Below are 18,576 nucleotides of genomic sequence, written 5' to 3' on the forward strand. Positions count from 1 at the left end.
CATCTGCCAACAAATCGCACGTCTTCTCCGCCAGTCACTTTCTGTAAACGCTTATTATATGCAAATGCCCATGAGCCAATGTATTGAACATCCTTCCCTAAGTGTATTTTTTTTAAGTATGGATTTGCTTTTGCTGCTTGATGATCAATGACCTCAATTCCATCAGAAATTACCAGTGTTTCTGCTTTTCCTGCATCTACAAATGCTAATTCTTTAACCGGAAGTCCATGAAACTGCGATGGCACAATGATCTTTTTGGTATGTTGCGGTTTCACTATCATCAATTTTATCGCTGTTTTGTTACGAATTAACGCATATTCATAAATTCCATCTGTCTTCCACTCTGTTTCCTGCTTTGCAGGTGTTGCATAGTCTGTCACATATGGTTCAAATCCAAGATCTGCATCACTTGCCTGCACCTTTTCCTGATTCACACTTAAGCCCCCTGCAATAACAGCTAATATCAGAACAATACTTATGATACCTTTTTTTAACCTCATATTCCCTTCCTCCTTTTACATTATTTTTTTATCTTACTATACCAAGCCTTTTGACTGTTCACTTTTGTCGCAACATTCTCGCCTTATCGACATGATTTATAACGGTATTTCATTCCGTACTTTTTCGCAAACTTCTCTGCAGCACTTCCTTTATCTACGGTCAATGTAAGATTTTTGCTACCATAAAAAGCCCATTGATCAATGTTTTTAACGGTTTTTGGCACATACAGACTACGAAGATTCTTGCATTTACCAAAAGCCAGCGGTCCAATCGTACGACATCCTTTTGGTATATTGACCTTTTTAAGATTACTGCAGCGCAAAAATGCTGATTTGCCAATTACTTTACACTTCTTTGAAACGGTCACCTTTTGAAGACTCTTACAATTTAAGAATGCGCCCTCTCCAATGTATCTGCATTGTGTTGGTATATTCACCTTCTTCAAACGAATACAATTAGCAAATATTTGTTCATTTAAATGTGTAATATTGTTAGTCAATGTCACCTTCTGCAGTTTACGGCAATTCTTAAACATTGCACGATTCACTGCTGTGTTCGTCATGGTTTTCCACTTTTGCTTATTCGGCTTATATCCAACACCTTCCACACGTGCTGTCTTAAGCTGGTCACAATTTTTAAATGTTGCAACAGTATATTTCATAGTTTGTGGAACAACAACATTTCGCAAACCTTTTGCTTTCATAAATATAGCCTGACCATATACACAGTTTTTGTTCGTTTTTACAAATGCTGGAAGTTTTGTTATTCCATAACATTCAGCAAAAGCACCTCTTCCCAGAAATTTAATGTTTTGTCCACCAGTGATCTTAGTTAGTTTTCTGCCACGCGGAAAAGCATATTCACCGATATATTCCACGTCCTTGCCGATGCATATCTCTTTTAAATGTGATAATCCCATAAATGCCTTGGCATCAATCACCTCGATACCATCTGAAACAATCAACTTTTCCCATTTTACATCACTGTCCACACAACCAATTTCTTTTACGGGAATACCATTGATTTTTGTTGGGATAACGCCTGTTTTCTCCGTGCCGCTGTTTACATAAATCTTCGCTGCTGTTTTATTACGGATTAAGCAATACGAATAATTACCGATATGAGACATATTTTTCTCATCTACATTTGCTTTTGCCGGCGTAGCATAAGATGCCTTTGCACGGTCTGGTTCATATGCTGAAGTGACTGTCGCCGTAACACTGCTACAGATTAGCGCTAAACTCAATGCCATGATACCAAAACATTTTCTTTTCATTTTTACCACCATTCCTTTCTAAAAATCCCTTTTATAATTTCTCAACTACTTTTACGTGCCATTTCTTAGCAAACTTCTTGATCCATTTTTTGTCTGCTTTTCGAAGCTTTTTGTTGATGATGATCTTCTTTGTCGCACACTTTTCATGATCAAAATCACCATACCCAAACATACATCTCTTCACCGTTTTGTTGAGCGATGTCCATGCAGATATATCTAATATCTTGGTTGGATATTCCAAAGTATATCCAACATACTCCTTATATACTCCTTTTGCATCCGGATCATTTTTATACTCATCCAGATTTTTATAATAATTCGTTTCCACCAGATCGCAGCAATCATGCCATCCCTTTGTGGAAACCTTTGGATACACAACCTTTCCCGTCTTTTTACTGTTCAAGGTCATATAATGCAGTCTTTTATTTGACCTCAGATTTACGGTTCCAACCTTAGTGCATTTGATTGATAATGTGTATAATTTAGGACATTTTGAAAAACTTAATTTCTTTAATGTTTTTCCCTGATACTGTATATGCTGCACTGAGCTGCTCTTAATTGTAGCTGCCTGTTTCGAGCCGAGATTAATTACTCCAATTTCTTTCAGTTTTTTGCATTTATCAACAGTCAATTTTCTGATCCGGTCACCTACAAACAAACGCTTCAGATTTTTGGCTGCCGTGGCATCCAATGTTCTTATTCCGGTGCCGTATAAATGCAGCTCCAACAAAGAGCGAATACCCTGTTTCGTTTTGGTATCTTTTAATTTCACAGTCTTCAACGAAGCCACGCCACAGGCATAAACACGTTTGAGCTTTTTCATCTTGGACAGATCTAACAATTGATATTTTGGCTTGGTCTGCTTATGATTTATTTCTTCCCAAAAATAAGTATTTTGCAATGTTCCCAGCCATAATTCTGTCAACGTGTTTTTCAACGGGCTCACATCAATCTTTTTCAGCGGACAATTGATCACATATAATTTGTGCAATGGTGATGTCGCCAATGGTTGAAAGTTCAAAGAATTCACTCCACAATCTTTTAAACTAAGTACCTTCAACTTACACGTTTTGAGTGGCGAAAGATCCATTGATCTGCAAGCAGCTCGTTCAACGCTCAAACTATAAATCGGGTTATTCTTTAACGGTGAAAAGTTCAAAGACGTAATCGCTTTTCCTGACAAGTACAATGTTTGCAAACCTTTGAACCCAGCTAACGTATTGTTGCCTCCAATATTAGTCTCTTCTAATATCACTTCTGATGCATCCGGGAAATATTGACCATAGGATTTCTTAGTATCCGTAAATTTCCCACATATTTCCACATTTTGCGCATTCGGTGCATACAAAGAGTAATCCAGTTTTCCATTTTGCAAAGCATAAAGGGAAATTTTCCTTGCATTTACAGCGGTTCCTTTTAACGATATTGTCTGATTACCATACCAATAAATTGAAATTCTCTGTGCATTTGGAAAACACTGCGTCAAATTGTCAGCGCGATAATTCCAGTATTTGTACGAGTTATTCTTTGCCTTATATCGCAAATCCAAATAGATCGAATTGATGTCTGTGAAATTTTGCATGCCCTCAAAGTCAACACAATGACCTTCTGTATAGTGCTGCGCAAGCGCCGAATCAAAGTCGATCCCTGTCACCTTGTCTCTTTCCTGATCGGACAAAATTCCATCTTTATTTTTGTCATACTGTGCTACTGCTGTACGTACACAAACATCCGGAAATGTCTTCTCATCAATTTTAACCGATGCCGCATCTGCTGTTCCTCCTGCAAAGCAGGCGATTCCTATCGCTGCTATTGTACTTAAGATTAATTTTTTCCATTGGATCATAATGATCACTCCTTCCTGCTATTATGAAATTTTTTGTTTTCCTTATACCGCAACATAGCAGCATAAGGGATATTGCTTTTTGTCTTTGATACATTTAGTACATCAAATATTAATAACAAAATCAATAGTTTGAACGCAATCTTAAGAATTCTTAAGAATTAAAACATTTTCTACCAATGCGATAATCTCTCCCATTTGTATTTCCTCCTTTTTTTGTTGCCGATATCCTAGCACACTTTTTATAATTGCGACCAAAAAACTTTTGAACGGTCGTTTTTTGCCGGTGAACGGTCAATTATACATTTTATTTGTTGCATATGTTTTATTTTGTATTGTATGTTCTTTGACAGCATATCCTTGTTCGTGGTATTCTATTTTTGTGCTGATAAAGCAACATTTACGATTTAAGAAAGGATTGATAGATTATTATGCAAACGAGAAAAACAATTATTGCGGCTGCTTTAGTTTGGATGGCAGGCTTGCTTGGAATCATTCTTTTTCAAGATGTCTTTGCCGGATCCCTGTTGGGCGCAGTTTTAGGTATACTGATGGTGATCGTCACACTGGCTGCTACCTATTTTATGGTGGACGGTATGCTCATGCTGAAACAACAGAGCGAAGAACAGCAGGATTTACTGCAGCGAGCTTATCAAGATAAATTATTAGAATTAATGAGTCAGGAGATGGAACGTCTGAATGACAAAAAAGGCGAACCTGCCACTATCGACGATGCTTCTTTCGAACAGTACAAAGAATCCATCAACAAAACTACGTTGCAGGCCGCCAAACTTATTGTGAAATATAATAAAAAATCAACAGAAGAGATCCATGATAAGCTGGATCAATTATTGGACGAAACCAAAACTTCTTAATACAAAGATCCAAACGGTCAATGTTACCGCTGACAAAACTGTGGTTGCGACCACAATACTAGAGGCAAGCTCTGCATCGCCATCCATGTTTTTTGCCATGATATAAGACGCCGGTGTGCAGGGCGATGCCAGCATGATAAGAAGTGCGATCAACTTTTGATCGCGAAATCCCATATATATGGCAAGTGGCATAAATACAGCAGCCAGACCGATCAACTTAATAAAGGATGCACCCAAGGTCGGCTTAATCTTTGCAAGTGCCTCTCTGCCACGAAATGTTGCACCGATCGAAATAAGTGCTAACGGCGAGGTCATAACTCCCATATTCGATATTGTCTTTTTAACCATCCCCGGAAATTTAATATTAAAAAATGATGCGATCATCCCAAGCACAATTCCAATGATGATCGGATTTGTCAACACGCCAATACACGCTTTGCGGATGCCCTTTTTGTCTGCGTCACTGCTCGTAAAGGTCAAAATGATGACCGCAAAGATATTGTAAAGAGGGACAGATCCAATGATCATCAATGGTGCCATGCCGGAAGTCCCATATATGTTTTGAATAAAGGCAACACCTAAGATCGCCGCACTGCTGCGGTATGATCCCTGCACAAAAGCACCGACCATTGATTTGTCCGGCATTAGCTTTGCCGCCAAAAACCAGATCACAACGATGGAAATCAGCGTTATAATAAAACAAAACCCTATGTACGGTGCATCAAAATTCTGTCGGATGTTAGTATCAGCCAGATCCAAAAAGATCATACAAGGCAGACAGGCTCTGAACACGAATTTATTGGATATGCTTGCAAAGTGCTCATCGATCAAGCCAATCTTGCATAAAAGATTACCGATCACGATCACTGCAAATACCGGAACTGTCGCATTTAAGCTAAATATAAAACTACTCATCGTATTATCTCCTCTGTTCTTTTTCTAATATAGCAAATCTATTTCCATAGATAATTTCTATAAATCGTATTCACCTATTTTTATTTGCTGCACCAATAACTGTACCACATAATACTTTATAGTGTCAAAAATAGAGAATTGTGCTATACTATAATTTACGCAAGGGACAATGTCGTTTTCTCGCAGGAATTAAATGAAAGAATGGAGAATAGAGATGGCAAAGAAAAGTTTAACCCGCAGAGGGTTAAAAATTATTGTTGTTGGCTGTGGTAAAGTCGGCGAAACGCTCACCGACCAGCTAACCAGAGAAGGGCATGAAGTCACTTTGATTGACAAAGATCCCACTAAAGTCCATGACCTGACAAACATGTATGATGTAATGGGCATTGTTGGAACAGGTGCAAGTTACAGTGTACAGATGGAGGCAGGCATTGAGAGCGCAGACCTGTTGATCGCTGTCACCGAATCTGACGAGCTCAATCTGCTGTGCTGTACTGTTGCAAAACGCGTCGGCGATTGCTCTGCAATTGCCCGTGTAAGAAATCCGGAATACAGTGAAGAAATCCCTTATTTACGTGAGAAACTAGGACTTGCGCTGATCATTAACCCGGAGCAGGCAGCTGCAAATGAGGCAGCGCGATTACTCTACCTGCCTACTGCCTTGGAAGTTCACTCTTTTGCTCATGGTCAGGCCGAGATTGTAAAGTTTAAGCTTGCTGAAAATAATACAATGAATCAAAAATCGATTGCAGACTTGGGTCGTACCGGACTTCTCGACCGTATCGTCATTTGCGGCGTAGAACGCGATGGCGAAATGACAATCCCAGCCGGAGATTTTATCTTTGAAGAGGGAGATATGGTTTCTTTCGTTGCCGCTCAACATGACGCGAAGAATTTTATGCGACGCATTGGACTTCCTACCAATCAGGTGCGTGACACAATGATCGTCGGCGGTGGCAAAGCTGCTTATTATTTGGCAAAATGCTTACTGGATGTCGGTATCGAAGTCAAAATGATCGAGCGAAACCGCGCCCGCTGTGAAGAGTTGGCTGTGATGCTTCCGGATGCAATCATTATTAATGGCGATGGCACAGATACCGAACTTCTTAAGGAAGAAGGCATTGAACATGTAGAATCCTTTGTCTCTCTGACTGGAATTGATGAGGAAAATGTGCTTCTGACGCTTCATGCCAGAAACGTATCGGATGCCAAAGTGGTTACGAAGATTAACCGCTCCAACTTCAAAACCGTGATCAATGAACTGGATCTGGGAAGTGTTGTGTATCCAAGACATATTACTTCTGAAACGATCATTGCCTACGTGCGCGCAAAACGTGCTTCGCTGAACAGCAACGTAGAAACTGTATACAATTTGTTTGATTCTCGTGCGGAAGCAGTGGAATTTTTGGTGAAAGAAGAATGTGAAGTAACCGGCAAACCTTTAATGGAACTGAAACTCAAGAAGGATCTTTTGGTTTCGTGTATTTTCCGCAATGGCGAAATCATCATGCCATCCGGTAATGACTGCATTATGGTCGGCGATGCCGTATTGATCGTAACTACACACACCGGACTGGGCGATCTGCAGGATATTCTGGCATAAACGGCAAGATATACTGTGCCTGCGGCAATGTGCTGAAGCCCCAGAAAGGCTGGCTGGCATAGAAAGGAATGTAGATTTGATATGAATTATTCGGCTGTAAAATATATTTTATCGTATGTATTGATGATTGAAGGTGCATTGCTCCTTTTTCCATTTATTGTTGGTGTCCTATATATGGAACAGAAAAGTGTATGGTATCTGCTGGTCGCAGTTATCTGCATTGTTCTGGGTGTGTTGGGAACACGTCATAAACCCAAAAATGCGATGTTTTATTTTAAGGAAGGCTGTCTGGCAACAGCCGCCAGTTGGATCACACTCAGTATTTTCGGTTCTCTCCCATTAATATTGACTGGTGAATATCCAAGTTACGTGGATGCACTGTTCGAAATCGTGTCCGGTTTTACGACCACAGGAGCGACGGTGTTGAGTGATGTGGAATGTCTGTGCCATGCAACACTTTTTTGGCGCGCATTTACACATTGGATCGGTGGTATGGGTGTACTCGTCTTTTTGCTGATGATCATTCCTATGAGTGGCGGCTCCAATATGAATCTGATGCGTGCGGAGAGCCCGGGGCCTTCCGTTGGCAAGCTGGTGCCGCATCTTAAATCCACGGCACAGATTTTGTATGTGATCTATTTTGGCATGACTGTCGTTCAGGTAATCCTGCTGTTGCTCGGCGGCATGTCTTTATTTGAAGCGATCACGACCTCATTTAGTGTCGCCGGTACTGGTGGATTTGGTATTAAAAATGATAGCATTGCAAGTTATTCTCCATATCTGCAATGGGTGATCACAATATTTATGCTGCTATTTGGTGTGAATTTTAATGCCTATTATCTGTTACTACTTCGCAAATGGAAAAATGCTCTGAAAATGGAGGAAGTTCGTTATTATTTTCTGATCATTGCAGTAGCGATCGGCATTATCTTTTGCAATATTTTACAGATGGTTGGAAATGCAGCAGATGCATTGCGCCAGGCTTCTTTCCAGGTTGCTTCCATTATTACAACAACCGGCTATTCCACCGTTGACTTTAACTTATGGCCGCAATCTTCACGCACGATCATGGTGCTTTTGATGTTTATCGGTGCATGTGCAGGAAGTACCGGCGGCGGTATGAAAGTATCGCGTATCGTGATCTTATTTAAGACAGTTGGTAAGGAATTGCACTCCTATATCCATCCGAAAAGTATTCAGAAGGTTAAATTTGAAAAGAAACCGGTGGAACACGAAGTGCTGCGTGCAACGAATGTATATTTTATCACATATATAATCGTATTTGCCGTTTCAACCTTCCTGATCTCCTTTGAGGAAAAGGACTTGGTGACAACATTTACTTCTGTTGCAACAACACTCAACAATGTTGGCCCCGGATTGGAAAAAGTCGGCCCGATAGAAAATTTTGGAGCATTTACTCCTTTCAGCAAATGTGTCTTTATGTTTGATATGATCGCAGGCAGACTGGAGCTATTCCCACTGTTGATCCTATTTCATCCTGCGTTGTGGAAAGATACTCTATTTCATCGTTCCAAAGACAAAAAATCCAGCCGACGGGTAACCGCTCCCGCTAAGGCGGCTAAGAAAAAAGCAAATAAATAAGCGAATGGCATACAAAAGCAAAACCGGCTTGCACCGTTGCGGTGCAAGCCTTTTTACTGACATCGTTATCTAATAGGATTCCCATTGTCATTACAGTCCACTTCTGCTGTCATAACATAACCTATATCTACAGCATTGCATCTGCCAATGCTTCCAAATTCGGAATATCACTCTCTTTCAGTGTTGACTTGATCGTAACGACCGGATCTACGATCGTAATATTCTTCATCGGCTCTAAAATTGCTTTCATCGTGCGTGCCGCAGTTGGTCCCCAAGAACCATTCTCTACGATTCCAACTTTGCGATTCTGATATGCCTTGCTCTGCAAATGATGCAGGAAGTCCTGCATGCAAGGAAATACGCCGCCATCGTAACTTGCTGCTGCCACGATCATTCTGTCATAACGGAATGCGTCCTCTATTACTTCTGCCATATCTTCTCGCGCAAGATCACTGACAACGACTTTTTCTGCACCCTTGCTGCGGAGGATTTCTGCAAGTTTCTCTGCTGCTTTACCGGTATTGCCATGAATAGACGCATATGCGATCAGGATACCTTTGCTTTCCGGCTCATAACTGCTCCAAGTATTGTAAAGATCCAAATAATATCCGAGATTTTCTGTCAAGATCGGTCCATGTAGCGGGCAGATTGTTGCAATATCAAGTCCGGCCGCTTTCTTTAACAAAGTCTGCACCGGTATTCCATATTTACCAACAATATTAAAGTAATATCTGCGTGCCTCACACGCCCAGTCCTCATTTTCAGTAAGAGACAGTGCACCAAATTTACCAAAACCATCTGCGGAGAACAGAATTTTTTCGCTGCTCTCATAAGTAACCATAACTTCCGGCCAGTGTACCATCGGTGCCATTACAAATGTCAATGTATGTGATCCCAAAGAAAGTGTATCACCTTCTTTAACTGTCAAAGTATGTCCCTCTAACGGCAGGTCAAAAAACTGTGGAAGCATCTGGAACGTTTTCGCATTTCCAACTAAAGTTACCTCCGGGTATAATTCTACCAAACGCGCAATGCTTCCGGCATGATCCGGCTCCAAATGCTGTATGATCAAATAGTCTACGGCACGACCGTCTAACGCTGCAGTCAAGTTCTTCTCCCACTGCTCCATGCCTCGCTTGTCCACTGTATCCATCAATGCAACCTTGTCATCCAAAATGACATAGGAATTATAAGAAACTCCTTTCGGTACTACATACTGACTCTCGAATAGATCGATCGTTGTATCGTCCACTCCAATGTATTTTACAGAATCTGAAAACTTAACACTCATATGTATCCTCCATTCTTGCCACAACGGGCTTATTTTTTTTCTGCCTCTATTATACACATCCTATGTGTAAAATGCTACTAAAAATAATATGGAATTACCATGTATTTCCATTTGACATCGTCATAAATTTGCTAACCGGTGGCACACTATAAATGTAACCGGTTGATCATTATGGGTTACTCTGAAACGTTTTGCGGTGCCCATAAACACCTTACAGAAATGGAGATTATTATGTCAAAAAAACAAACAAATCAGTCACCAAATTATGAGAACTGCTCTGACAGCACACAGAATTGCGGAAGCAACAATTCCTCTAACAAATCTTCTGCAAAGTCAAGCAACAAGAGCTCTAACAAATCTTCTAACAGCTCTTCCAACAAATCTTCCAACAAGGCTTCCGATCGTTCTTCTAATACGTCAAACGATTGTATGTACTAGAGTGGGGATCTGTTCTACACAACATCAATTGTGCAGTGATCGCATTCTCGCAGATCATGTTTTCATTATAGGAAGCGAGAAGTTTTCTATAACGAAAAGCAGCAGTCAGGTTTCATGCAAACAACATGAAGCCTATCTGCTGTTTCTTTTTTGTCTATCGGTGTGCTCTGAATTTACAGATTGGATTGCCTAGAGCATAAAATTTCTGCTCATATTCCGTCATAATATTATCTGCTGCCGGTCCATTTTCATGTAAATGATAGGATACATAATCGGCATGCCAGCCCGCTTCCTGAAGCTGCTCGAGTGAGAAATCAAATAATGGGCGATTGTCTGTCTTAAATTCAACGACACCAGCCCGCTGCAGGATCTGATCGTATCTTGACAAAAATGTAGTCGAGGTCAAACGACGCTTTGCATGACGATCCTTTGGCCATGGATCTGAAAAATTGAGATATATCCTGCCAACCTCGCCCGGCTCAAAATAATCGGTAATTTCTTCCGCATCCATTCTCATAAAAAGCAGATTATCTAATGCAAGCTCCTCTCTTTTGTCAATGGCGCGAATCAATACACTGGAATATTTTTCAATACCTATATAATTAATGTTCGGATTCTGCTGTGCCAACGTCGTAATAAACTGACCCTTTCCCATGCCAATCTCTATGTGTATCGGATGGTCATTATGAAAATACTCACGATTCCAACGTCCCTTGAAATCAGCTCCATCCGTACCATCCGTCTGTATCGTATACGGATCCGCTAAAATTCTTTCGTCAGCTCCTTTTATATTTCGTAATCTCATACTTCCTCCATTTGCTCGATAATTGTAATTCCCTGCGCCATCCTGCGGAGCATCTGTTCTCCAACGTTGGACCGCTTGATCTGCTCCGGACTGTGTGCATCTATTCCAATAATTGCTTTGTTTTGCACTTTGCTCGCAATATCCAAGAAGCGTTTGCTCGGATAATGTCTGCCATCAACAGCACCAAGCATATTTAACTCGATCGGGCGGTCATGTTCTTTTAAATACTGACAAAGTCTTGTCATGTGCCGCTCATAAATCGCTGCATCTCCAACATAATTAATGAGATCCGGGTGAGCCAAATACAGATATCTGCCGGACTCGAGCCCTGCAATAACGGTATCCACATAGTTCTGTAACGTTGTTTCATCCGTTGTCGGCGCACCGGTATAAACTCCGTCGCGTTCCTGCTTCAGAAAATGCTGACCCAATATCATATAGTCGATCGGATATGGTGCAAGTAATTCATCCTGCGCTTCGATCAGATCCGGCATATGTTCCGTTTCAAAGCCGATCAAAATTCGAATATCATTGCGATATTCTGTTCGCAGTCTCTGCATAGAATCCACATATTCTTCAACCTGATCCGCTCTCATACGGATTCCGGACACAAAATCATCTTTATAGACCCATGGGCAATGGTCCGAAAAGCCCAGCACCTGTATCCCTGCTGCAATGGCAGCCTCAACATACTCGCGGTCTTCACCTACTGCATGCTGACAGCGTTTGGTGTGCGTATGATAATTTGCATACATGGTCTCGTTTCCTTCTTTCCGTAAAAAAGCAAAGCCAGCGCTTTGCTTTAGTAATTATTTCCTATTCCGTAAAAAAGCAGCTGACGGGAGTCGAACCCGCCCCCTTAGCTTGGGAAGCTAATGTACTACCGATATACTACAGCTGCATATTTGCAAGTGATCTGCTACTTGTTGGCTCTTAACAGGCCATCCCGGCAGATAACAATGTATGTCTGCATACTTGCTATCTGCTTTTGACCCTTGTTTCTTATATATTAAATCAGATTTTACTCAAAAAGTAAAGATTTCTTTAGCAAATCTCTGCACCCGCCGGCATCGTCTTCTCTGGTGCCATCAGTGCCAGATTACCTTCTGCATCTTCTGCACAAAGTAACATTCCTTCAGAAAGAACTCCGGCTAACTTAGCTGGTTTCAGATTCACCAAAACCATCACTTTCTTGCCGACCATTTCCTCTGCGGAATAATGCTGCTTGATTCCGGATACGATCTGCTTTACTTCGCTGCCGATCTTAACCTGTGAACAAAGAAGCTTTTTGGACTTTTTCACTTCCTCGCAGGCAATGATCTCTCCTACCTGGAACTGCATCTTCATAAAGTCATCAAATGTGATCTCCTCTTTTGGCTCAATATCAATGACTTCCTCTTCGGTCTCGCCACTCTCTGCCTTAGCTTCTGCGATCTGTTTCTGCTTGATCTCCTCTGCTTTGGCAAGCACTTCCTTTGGATCCAGTCGCATAAAGAGGATCTCCGGTTTTTCTACAACGTGTCCACCTGACTGGTACAGCCCGAACTGATTCATCTGATCATAAGCGCGTTTTTGTGCGCCAAGCTGAGCTAATATCTTATCCGTTGTATTCGGCATAAATGCCTCTAACAGGCTGGCGCCGATCGTGATCGCCTCAACCAGATTATATAATACTGTTGATAAACGATCTTTCTTTGCTTCATCTTTGCCTAAAACCCAAGGCTCTGTCTCATCAATATATTTATTGCAGCGTTTGAACAGAGCAAATACTTCTGTAATCGCATCCGCTACGCGAAGTTGGTCCATTTTGGCTGTTACTTTGGCTGGTGTTGCCAGAACAAACTGCTTGAGGTTATCGTCTACTTCCTCAGATACACCCTTGTCTGCCACAACGCCGCTCAAGTATTTATTTGTCATCGAGATCGTACGATTTACCAAATTACCAAGTACGTTCGCAAGATCGGAGTTCATACGCTCTACCATCAGATCCCAACTGATCACACCATCGTTCTCGAATGGCATCTCATGCAATACGAAATAACGCACAGCGTCAACACCGAAAATATCAACAAGATCATCTGCATAGATCACATTACCCTTGGATTTACTCATCTTGCCGTCGCCCTGAAGCAGCCATGGATGACCAAATACCTGCTTCGGAAGTGGAAGATCAAGTGCCATCAGCATGATCGGCCAATAAATCGTATGGAAACGCAATATGTCTTTACCGATCAGATGCAGATCTGCCGGCCAAAACTTCTTATAAAGATCCTCGCCATTTTCCAAAGTGTCATTACCATCTAAGTCAAATCCAAGACCGGTAATATAGTTGCTTAATGCATCAATCCATACATATACAACATGATCCGGATCAAAATCTACCGGAATTCCCCATTTGAAAGAAGTGCGGGATACACAGAGATCCTGCAGTCCCGGAAGCAAGAAGTTGTTCATCATCTCGTTCTTGCGGGACTCTGGCTGAATAAACTCAGGATGCGTATTGATATGCTCGATCAGGCGGTCTGCATATTTGCTGAGCTTGAGGAAGTATGCCTCTTCTTTCGCCGGCTGACATTCTCTGCCGCAGTCCGGGCATTTACCATCAACAAGCTGGGATGATGTAAAGAAAGACTCACATGGTGTGCAATACATTCCTTCGTAAAATCCTTTATAAATATCTCCCTGCTCGTATAATTTCTTGAATATTTTCTGTACCTGTTTCTCATGATAATCATCCGTTGTACGAATAAATTTATCATACGATGTATTCATCAGATCCCAGATTGTCTTGATCTGTCCGGATACGTCATCAACAAACTGCTTTGGCGTTACTCCTGCCTCTTCCGCTTTCAGTTCGATCTTCTGACCATGTTCATCCGTACCGGTCTGGAAACGAACATCATATCCTTCTAATCTTTTATAACGCACAATACTGTCTGCGAGCACTGCCTCATACGTATTACCGATATGTGGTTTGCCGGACGTATATGCGATCGCGGTCGTCAAATAAAATGTCTTCTTGTCTGCCATTTCGTTCCCTCTTTCTGCAAAAAACGTCTTTAAGGCTCGGTGTCCCAAACCTTAAAGACGATTTACTCGTTTTATTGCTTCTTTGTGTTCCTAGCCTTTTACTAGTTTAGTTTATCCCATATGGTCTGTCAAGATACCTCATTGACAAATTCCTATGCTCAAAATTAACGATGCATCGAGAAGGTGTCCATCGGATAATGTTCGAGATTCTCGTGTACTCCACGCTCATCTGCCTCACCCAATAATGCATTACGGTCTTTCATCGCTGCCTTCTCGGTACGGTGCTGGCTAGGGCCGCCAACACAACCGCCTTCACAGACCATACCTTCAATAAAGTCTTCCGGCAAACGGCCAAGTTTTAACAATGTCAATGCTGTCTTACATTCAGCTGCACCATTACAGGTACGAACTTTGATATCGGCATCTCCCTGTGTCTCTTCCAAACATTTGATCACTGCCGCAGTAACACCGCCTGCATTAGCAAATTTCTTACCATAAATACTTGCTTCCTGTGAATCATTCTCCGCCGGCTCAAACTTCACATTCCTAGCTTTCATAATAGAACTGAGTTCGCCGTATGTTAATACATAATCTGCATTGCCCTCAATGCTCTTATCCTGACATTCTGATTTCTTAGCAACACATGGTCCGATAAATACAGTTACCGCTTCCGGCTCTTTCGCCTTGATCATTCTGGACACTGCACACATTGGTGATACTGTCGTAGATACACAATCCCATACCTCTGGGAAATGTTTCTTGACCATATTTACAAATGCCGGACAGCAGGAGGTTGTCTTCTTCTTGCCATCTTTGGCTGCTTCTGCCCATTCTTCTGCCTCTGCAGCCGCTGTCATGTCTCCACCAAGACCAACTTCGATCATATCCTTAAATCCAATCTTCTTTAAGGCTTCTCGGATACTGGTCATGGAAATATCTTTACCAAACTGTCCCTCTGTTGCCGGAGCTACCATAGCATATACCGGCTTACCAGCCAACATATCATTAATAATGTCTACAACAAAAGTCTTGGATCCAATTGCACCGAATGGACAGCTGTGAATACAATGTCCACACTGAATACATTTCTCCTCATCAATCACACAAATGCCATTCTCATCGAAAGACATTGCATCTACCGGACACGCTCTCTTACATGGACGCATCAGATCAGCAATGGCGTTATATGGACATGCCTTAGAACAAAGTCCACATTCTTTACACTGACTAGGATCGATGTAAGCACGGTCTTTTCCCATAGAGATCGCACCAAAGCGGCACGCCTGCTGACAGGATCTCTTCATACACTTACGACAGTTATCTGTTACTACATAACGTGCAATGGAACACTCCTCACAAGCAGAAGAAATAACCTGAATCATGCTGTCACTCTGCTTATCACTCGGGCATTTACCCTCTGCCAAACGCACACGCTGGCGGATAATTTCCCTCTCTTTATAAATACAGCAACGAAATCTTGCTTTTGGTCCCGGAATCATCTGGAATGGAAGAAGCTCCTTCCCCTCCTCAAGTTTCTTGTCATACGCTAACTTGGCTACCTCTTGTAAAACCTTGTGCTTAATGTTTAACACTGTTACGTCATCTGAAAGCATATTGTACTCCTTTCCATTTGGTTCATCTTAATAATTTTTCTCAATACAGTTTTTCGACATTATAACATATCCCTTGTGGAAAATCTACACAATACGTTTGCATTTTCATACCAAAACACGGCGATTATGACAATTTGTCTTCTGAAAAGATCACCCTGTCGCGAAAATAGTCTATTGTTGTTCGGGTTGAAATTCTGTCATATGCGTGCGGTATTTCTTGGGTGCCATATTTGTCTGCAATGAATCATTGCGACGCTCATGAATACAAATGCTGTCAAAAAATGTCTTCCACAATATGACATATTCTTCTTTTTGCTCCAAAAGCACATCTAACTGTGCGCATTCCTGTACTGTCAACGCTCGAATATACCAAGGCTGCTCGGGAACATGGATCATCACCTCACAGTGTCCCTTGTCATAGATCATAAAACGCTCCGGATTGAGACGATCTGCAAAATGCGAGGCGATCATCGTCAATATACGGTGATCCGGCTCGATCACCGCCAAAAGTACCGATGGCTCTACAGAGACTTCCTGGAAACGCAATATTTCCCGAAACCATGCCGCTTCATTGCGGACACGCCTCTGCAGCGCGAAGATTGCTTTGACACACGGTATCTGCATCGCATCCGTTACCCTTCTGCCAATGGTAAAACCATATGTAACAAACTGATACACCAGATTGGCCTTCTCCGGATCATTCGACGCCAGCGCATACATAACATACTCATATGCATTTCTGCTAATGCCGCTTTGCACCTTATCTAAGACAATGCGAGCATGCTCCGGATCCGTTACTACCGTAATATATTCCGCAAATAGGACAAAGGACTCTGTCTCGCCTTCCCTTATCGGTGCGATCCGAATATACTTATGCCCATATCCGGAAATGCCCGCCTCGTATACCGCTGTCAATATCCCGTCCTGTGTATCTTCACACTGATAGATCCGAAGCGGTCTGTTCTCCTCTTCCTGCCTCATACCAATCCTCCGTTTGGAAAATCATCAAACAACGACAACTGCCGATACGTTACCCTCTCACCAAATCCCCGCATCACATCTGTATTATCTGCCAAAAGACTGCGTGTGATATAGTCCTCCTCCACTTTGAGAAAATCCTGAAACATACGCCCATGGCACGTAATAAAATAAATAGCCCGTTTAAGAACGACTCCCATCGCCTTGAGCGAATCAAAATCCACTCTGCCGGTACGCCTTGCGCGGATAATACGGCCTGCTGACTTCACGCCGATCCCCGGCACGCGAAGCAGCGTATCATAATCTGCACTTTCTATCTCTACCGGAAATAACTCCAAATGTCCCAACGCCCAATCACATTTAGGATCCAAATACGTATTAAAATTAGGGTGGCTGGGTGATAATAGCTCATTCGCCTCAAATCCATAATAGCGCAGCAAAAAATCTGCTTGATATAAGCGGTGTTCCCGCCGCAGCGGTGGCTGACTATCCAGTGCCGGAAGAGTACTATCCTTATTGACATTGATAAACGCAGAATAAAACACCCGCTTCAGGTCAAAACGCCGGTATAACGCTTCTGATACCGCCATGATCTCATAGTCTGTCTCCCCGGAGGCACCAATGATCATCTGTGTACTCTGTCCGGCCGGGACAAATCCCCTCTTCGTATCGCAGGAATTCCACAACTGCAATCCAGATGTGGTTTTCCCCTGCCGCATAAGGTCTGTCCCTGTGATCACGCTGTCCCCGCTTCCGGAATGAGAAATCTTATATCCACCATTGTCTGCATTTGTACCGGGAACGCCCTTAACTCCCCGTGAGACTGTATGTGCACCGGAAGCACTCGCAACTCCCCGTGAGATTGCATGTGTACCAAAAGTATCCTTAGCTCCCCGCATGACGAGACGTTTCTGCTTCCGCTCCTGCGTAAAATGATATGCGCCGTAATTGCCCCCTTTCATGCCGAGATACTCGCGACTTTCTGCCATTCCATTTTGAATCTGGCGCATCGGTGTCAAGATCGTCTTTCGCGTCTTATTGGGCGCAAGACGTTTTAATCCTTCTTCCGTCGGCAGCTCCAAATTAATACTCATACGATCCGCATACCAACCTGCCATCTCAATAAGCGCAGGATCCGCCCCCGGAATTGCCTTACAATGAATATATCCGTTAAACCGATGTATGATCCGAAGGTCACGTAATGCCTTGCATATCTGTTCCATCGTTTCATTGGGTGAATGCAGTATCCCGGAGCTCAAAAAAAGCCCTTCGATATAATTACGTCGATAAAACTCCATTGTCAAAGTACATATTTCTTCTGGGGTAAAGCTCGCTCTTGGCACATCATTTGAGCATCGGTTCACACAATATTTACAGTCGAATACGCACTCATTGGTATACAATATTTTAAGCAGAGAGATACATCTGCCATCTCCGGAAAATGTATGGCAAATACCTGCCGCCTCTGTATTTCCAATGCTCCCGGCTTCTGCCTTTCTGGCAACACCACTGGAAGTACATGCAACATCATACTTCGCTGCATCTGATAATATCGCAAGCTTCTGCTGTAATGTTGCATTCTCCTGTAATATCATAGCAAACCACAATCCTTTCCCATCACGCAATCGCAACCATAATCGAACATTTGTTCGTATTATATCACCCGGTCCTTATCCTGTCAACAAACATTGACCTGCCAATTGTTTCCTGTTATAATGGGCTTGTCATTTTTTTACCACATTTGTCGAATACACTGGTACAACGACGATGGCAGTAAAAACATATGAACGAAGTAGTCCATGGCAT

The 18,576-nt window shown here is 42.2% G+C and carries 15 protein-coding genes and 1 tRNA gene; 4 read left to right on the forward strand and 12 right to left on the reverse strand.

What is annotated here, in order from left to right:
* The 3 genes from DXB73_RS07705 to DXB73_RS07715 form a co-directional block, all read right to left on the reverse strand.
* Positions 1 to 500: hypothetical protein (locus tag DXB73_RS07705; RefSeq protein ID WP_147354466.1), on the reverse strand; the 500-nt coding region annotated here is incomplete at its 3' end.
* Between the two features lie 83 nt (positions 501 to 583).
* Positions 584 to 1,777 carry a leucine-rich repeat domain-containing protein gene (locus DXB73_RS07710; protein WP_182448273.1) on the reverse strand — a complete coding sequence of 398 codons (1,194 nt, stop codon included), beginning with the start codon at positions 1,775 to 1,777 and terminating at the stop codon, positions 584 to 586.
* Between the two features lie 31 nt (positions 1,778 to 1,808).
* The gene (locus tag DXB73_RS07715) at positions 1,809 to 3,623 is read right to left on the reverse strand and encodes a hypothetical protein (protein WP_118690696.1); all 1,815 of its coding nucleotides are present in this window, start codon (positions 3,621 to 3,623) and stop codon (positions 1,809 to 1,811) included.
* Positions 3,624 to 4,051: 428 nt separating this feature from the next.
* Between DXB73_RS07715 and DXB73_RS07720 the strand changes: the two genes are divergently transcribed.
* Positions 4,052 to 4,495, forward strand: coding sequence for a hypothetical protein (locus tag DXB73_RS07720; protein ID WP_118690697.1), 444 nt, complete (start codon positions 4,052 to 4,054; stop codon positions 4,493 to 4,495).
* Here the strand turns inward: DXB73_RS07720 and DXB73_RS07725 are convergent.
* A complete protein-coding gene (locus DXB73_RS07725; RefSeq protein WP_022024088.1) occupies positions 4,469 to 5,410 on the reverse strand; it encodes an AEC family transporter in 942 nt (313 codons plus the stop codon). The two genes, DXB73_RS07720 and DXB73_RS07725, sit on opposite strands and share 27 nt — an antisense overlap.
* 214 nt (positions 5,411 to 5,624) lie before the next feature.
* On the opposite strand from DXB73_RS07725, the gene trkA reads away from it, so the two are divergent.
* The gene (gene trkA / locus DXB73_RS07730; RefSeq protein ID WP_118690784.1) at positions 5,625 to 7,013 is read left to right on the forward strand and encodes a Trk system potassium transporter TrkA; all 1,389 of its coding nucleotides are present in this window, start codon (positions 5,625 to 5,627) and stop codon (positions 7,011 to 7,013) included.
* Positions 7,014 to 7,094: 81 nt separating this feature from the next.
* Positions 7,095 to 8,615 (forward strand): TrkH family potassium uptake protein, encoded by a 1,521-nt coding sequence (locus tag DXB73_RS07735; RefSeq protein WP_118507616.1) that lies wholly within the window; start codon positions 7,095 to 7,097, stop codon positions 8,613 to 8,615.
* A 127-nt stretch (positions 8,616 to 8,742) separates the two neighbouring features.
* Here the strand turns inward: DXB73_RS07735 and DXB73_RS07740 are convergent, their stop codons facing one another.
* A complete protein-coding gene (locus DXB73_RS07740) occupies positions 8,743 to 9,906 on the reverse strand; it encodes an FprA family A-type flavoprotein (protein ID WP_022024527.1) in 1,164 nt (387 codons plus the stop codon).
* A gap of 231 nt (positions 9,907 to 10,137) precedes the next feature.
* Here DXB73_RS07740 and DXB73_RS14375 point away from each other — a divergent pair, with 231 nt between their 5' ends.
* Complete coding sequence (locus DXB73_RS14375) at positions 10,138 to 10,344, forward strand: hypothetical protein (RefSeq protein WP_147352635.1); 207 nt, start codon at positions 10,138 to 10,140, stop codon at positions 10,342 to 10,344.
* Between the two features lie 154 nt (positions 10,345 to 10,498).
* Here DXB73_RS14375 and trmB read toward each other — a convergent pair whose 3' ends face one another.
* The 7 genes from trmB to DXB73_RS07775 form a co-directional block, all read right to left on the reverse strand.
* Positions 10,499 to 11,149, reverse strand: coding sequence for a tRNA (guanosine(46)-N7)-methyltransferase TrmB (trmB, locus tag DXB73_RS07745; RefSeq protein WP_118507617.1), 651 nt, complete (start codon positions 11,147 to 11,149; stop codon positions 10,499 to 10,501).
* Entirely contained in the window at positions 11,146 to 11,904 is a 759-nt protein-coding gene (locus DXB73_RS07750; RefSeq protein WP_118690698.1) for a histidinol-phosphatase, read from the reverse strand. Before DXB73_RS07750 ends, trmB begins: the two co-directional genes overlap by 4 nt.
* Positions 11,905 to 11,979: 75 nt before the next feature.
* Positions 11,980 to 12,050: transfer RNA gene (locus tag DXB73_RS07755), tRNA-Gly, on the reverse strand.
* Between the two features lie 143 nt (positions 12,051 to 12,193).
* Positions 12,194 to 14,227 carry a methionine--tRNA ligase gene (metG, locus tag DXB73_RS07760; protein WP_279221301.1) on the reverse strand — a complete coding sequence of 678 codons (2,034 nt, stop codon included), beginning with the start codon at positions 14,225 to 14,227 and terminating at the stop codon, positions 12,194 to 12,196.
* Positions 14,228 to 14,343: 116 nt separating this feature from the next.
* On the reverse strand, positions 14,344 to 15,792 hold the full coding sequence (locus DXB73_RS07765) for a 4Fe-4S dicluster domain-containing protein (RefSeq protein ID WP_118690700.1): 1,449 nt from the start codon (positions 15,790 to 15,792) through the stop codon (positions 14,344 to 14,346).
* 171 nt (positions 15,793 to 15,963) lie between these two features.
* Positions 15,964 to 16,773, reverse strand: a complete 810-nt coding sequence (locus tag DXB73_RS07770) for a TIGR03915 family putative DNA repair protein (protein ID WP_118690701.1) — start codon at positions 16,771 to 16,773, stop codon at positions 15,964 to 15,966.
* Positions 16,770 to 18,365 (reverse strand): putative DNA modification/repair radical SAM protein, encoded by a 1,596-nt coding sequence (locus tag DXB73_RS07775; RefSeq protein ID WP_118690702.1) that lies wholly within the window; start codon positions 18,363 to 18,365, stop codon positions 16,770 to 16,772. The genes DXB73_RS07770 and DXB73_RS07775 overlap by 4 nt, the downstream gene beginning before the upstream one ends.
* Positions 18,366 to 18,576 lie beyond the last annotated feature (211 nt).

The organism is Clostridium sp. OM05-6BH, assembly GCF_003481635.1.
Classification (GTDB): Bacteria; Bacillota; Clostridia; order Lachnospirales; family Lachnospiraceae; genus Butyribacter.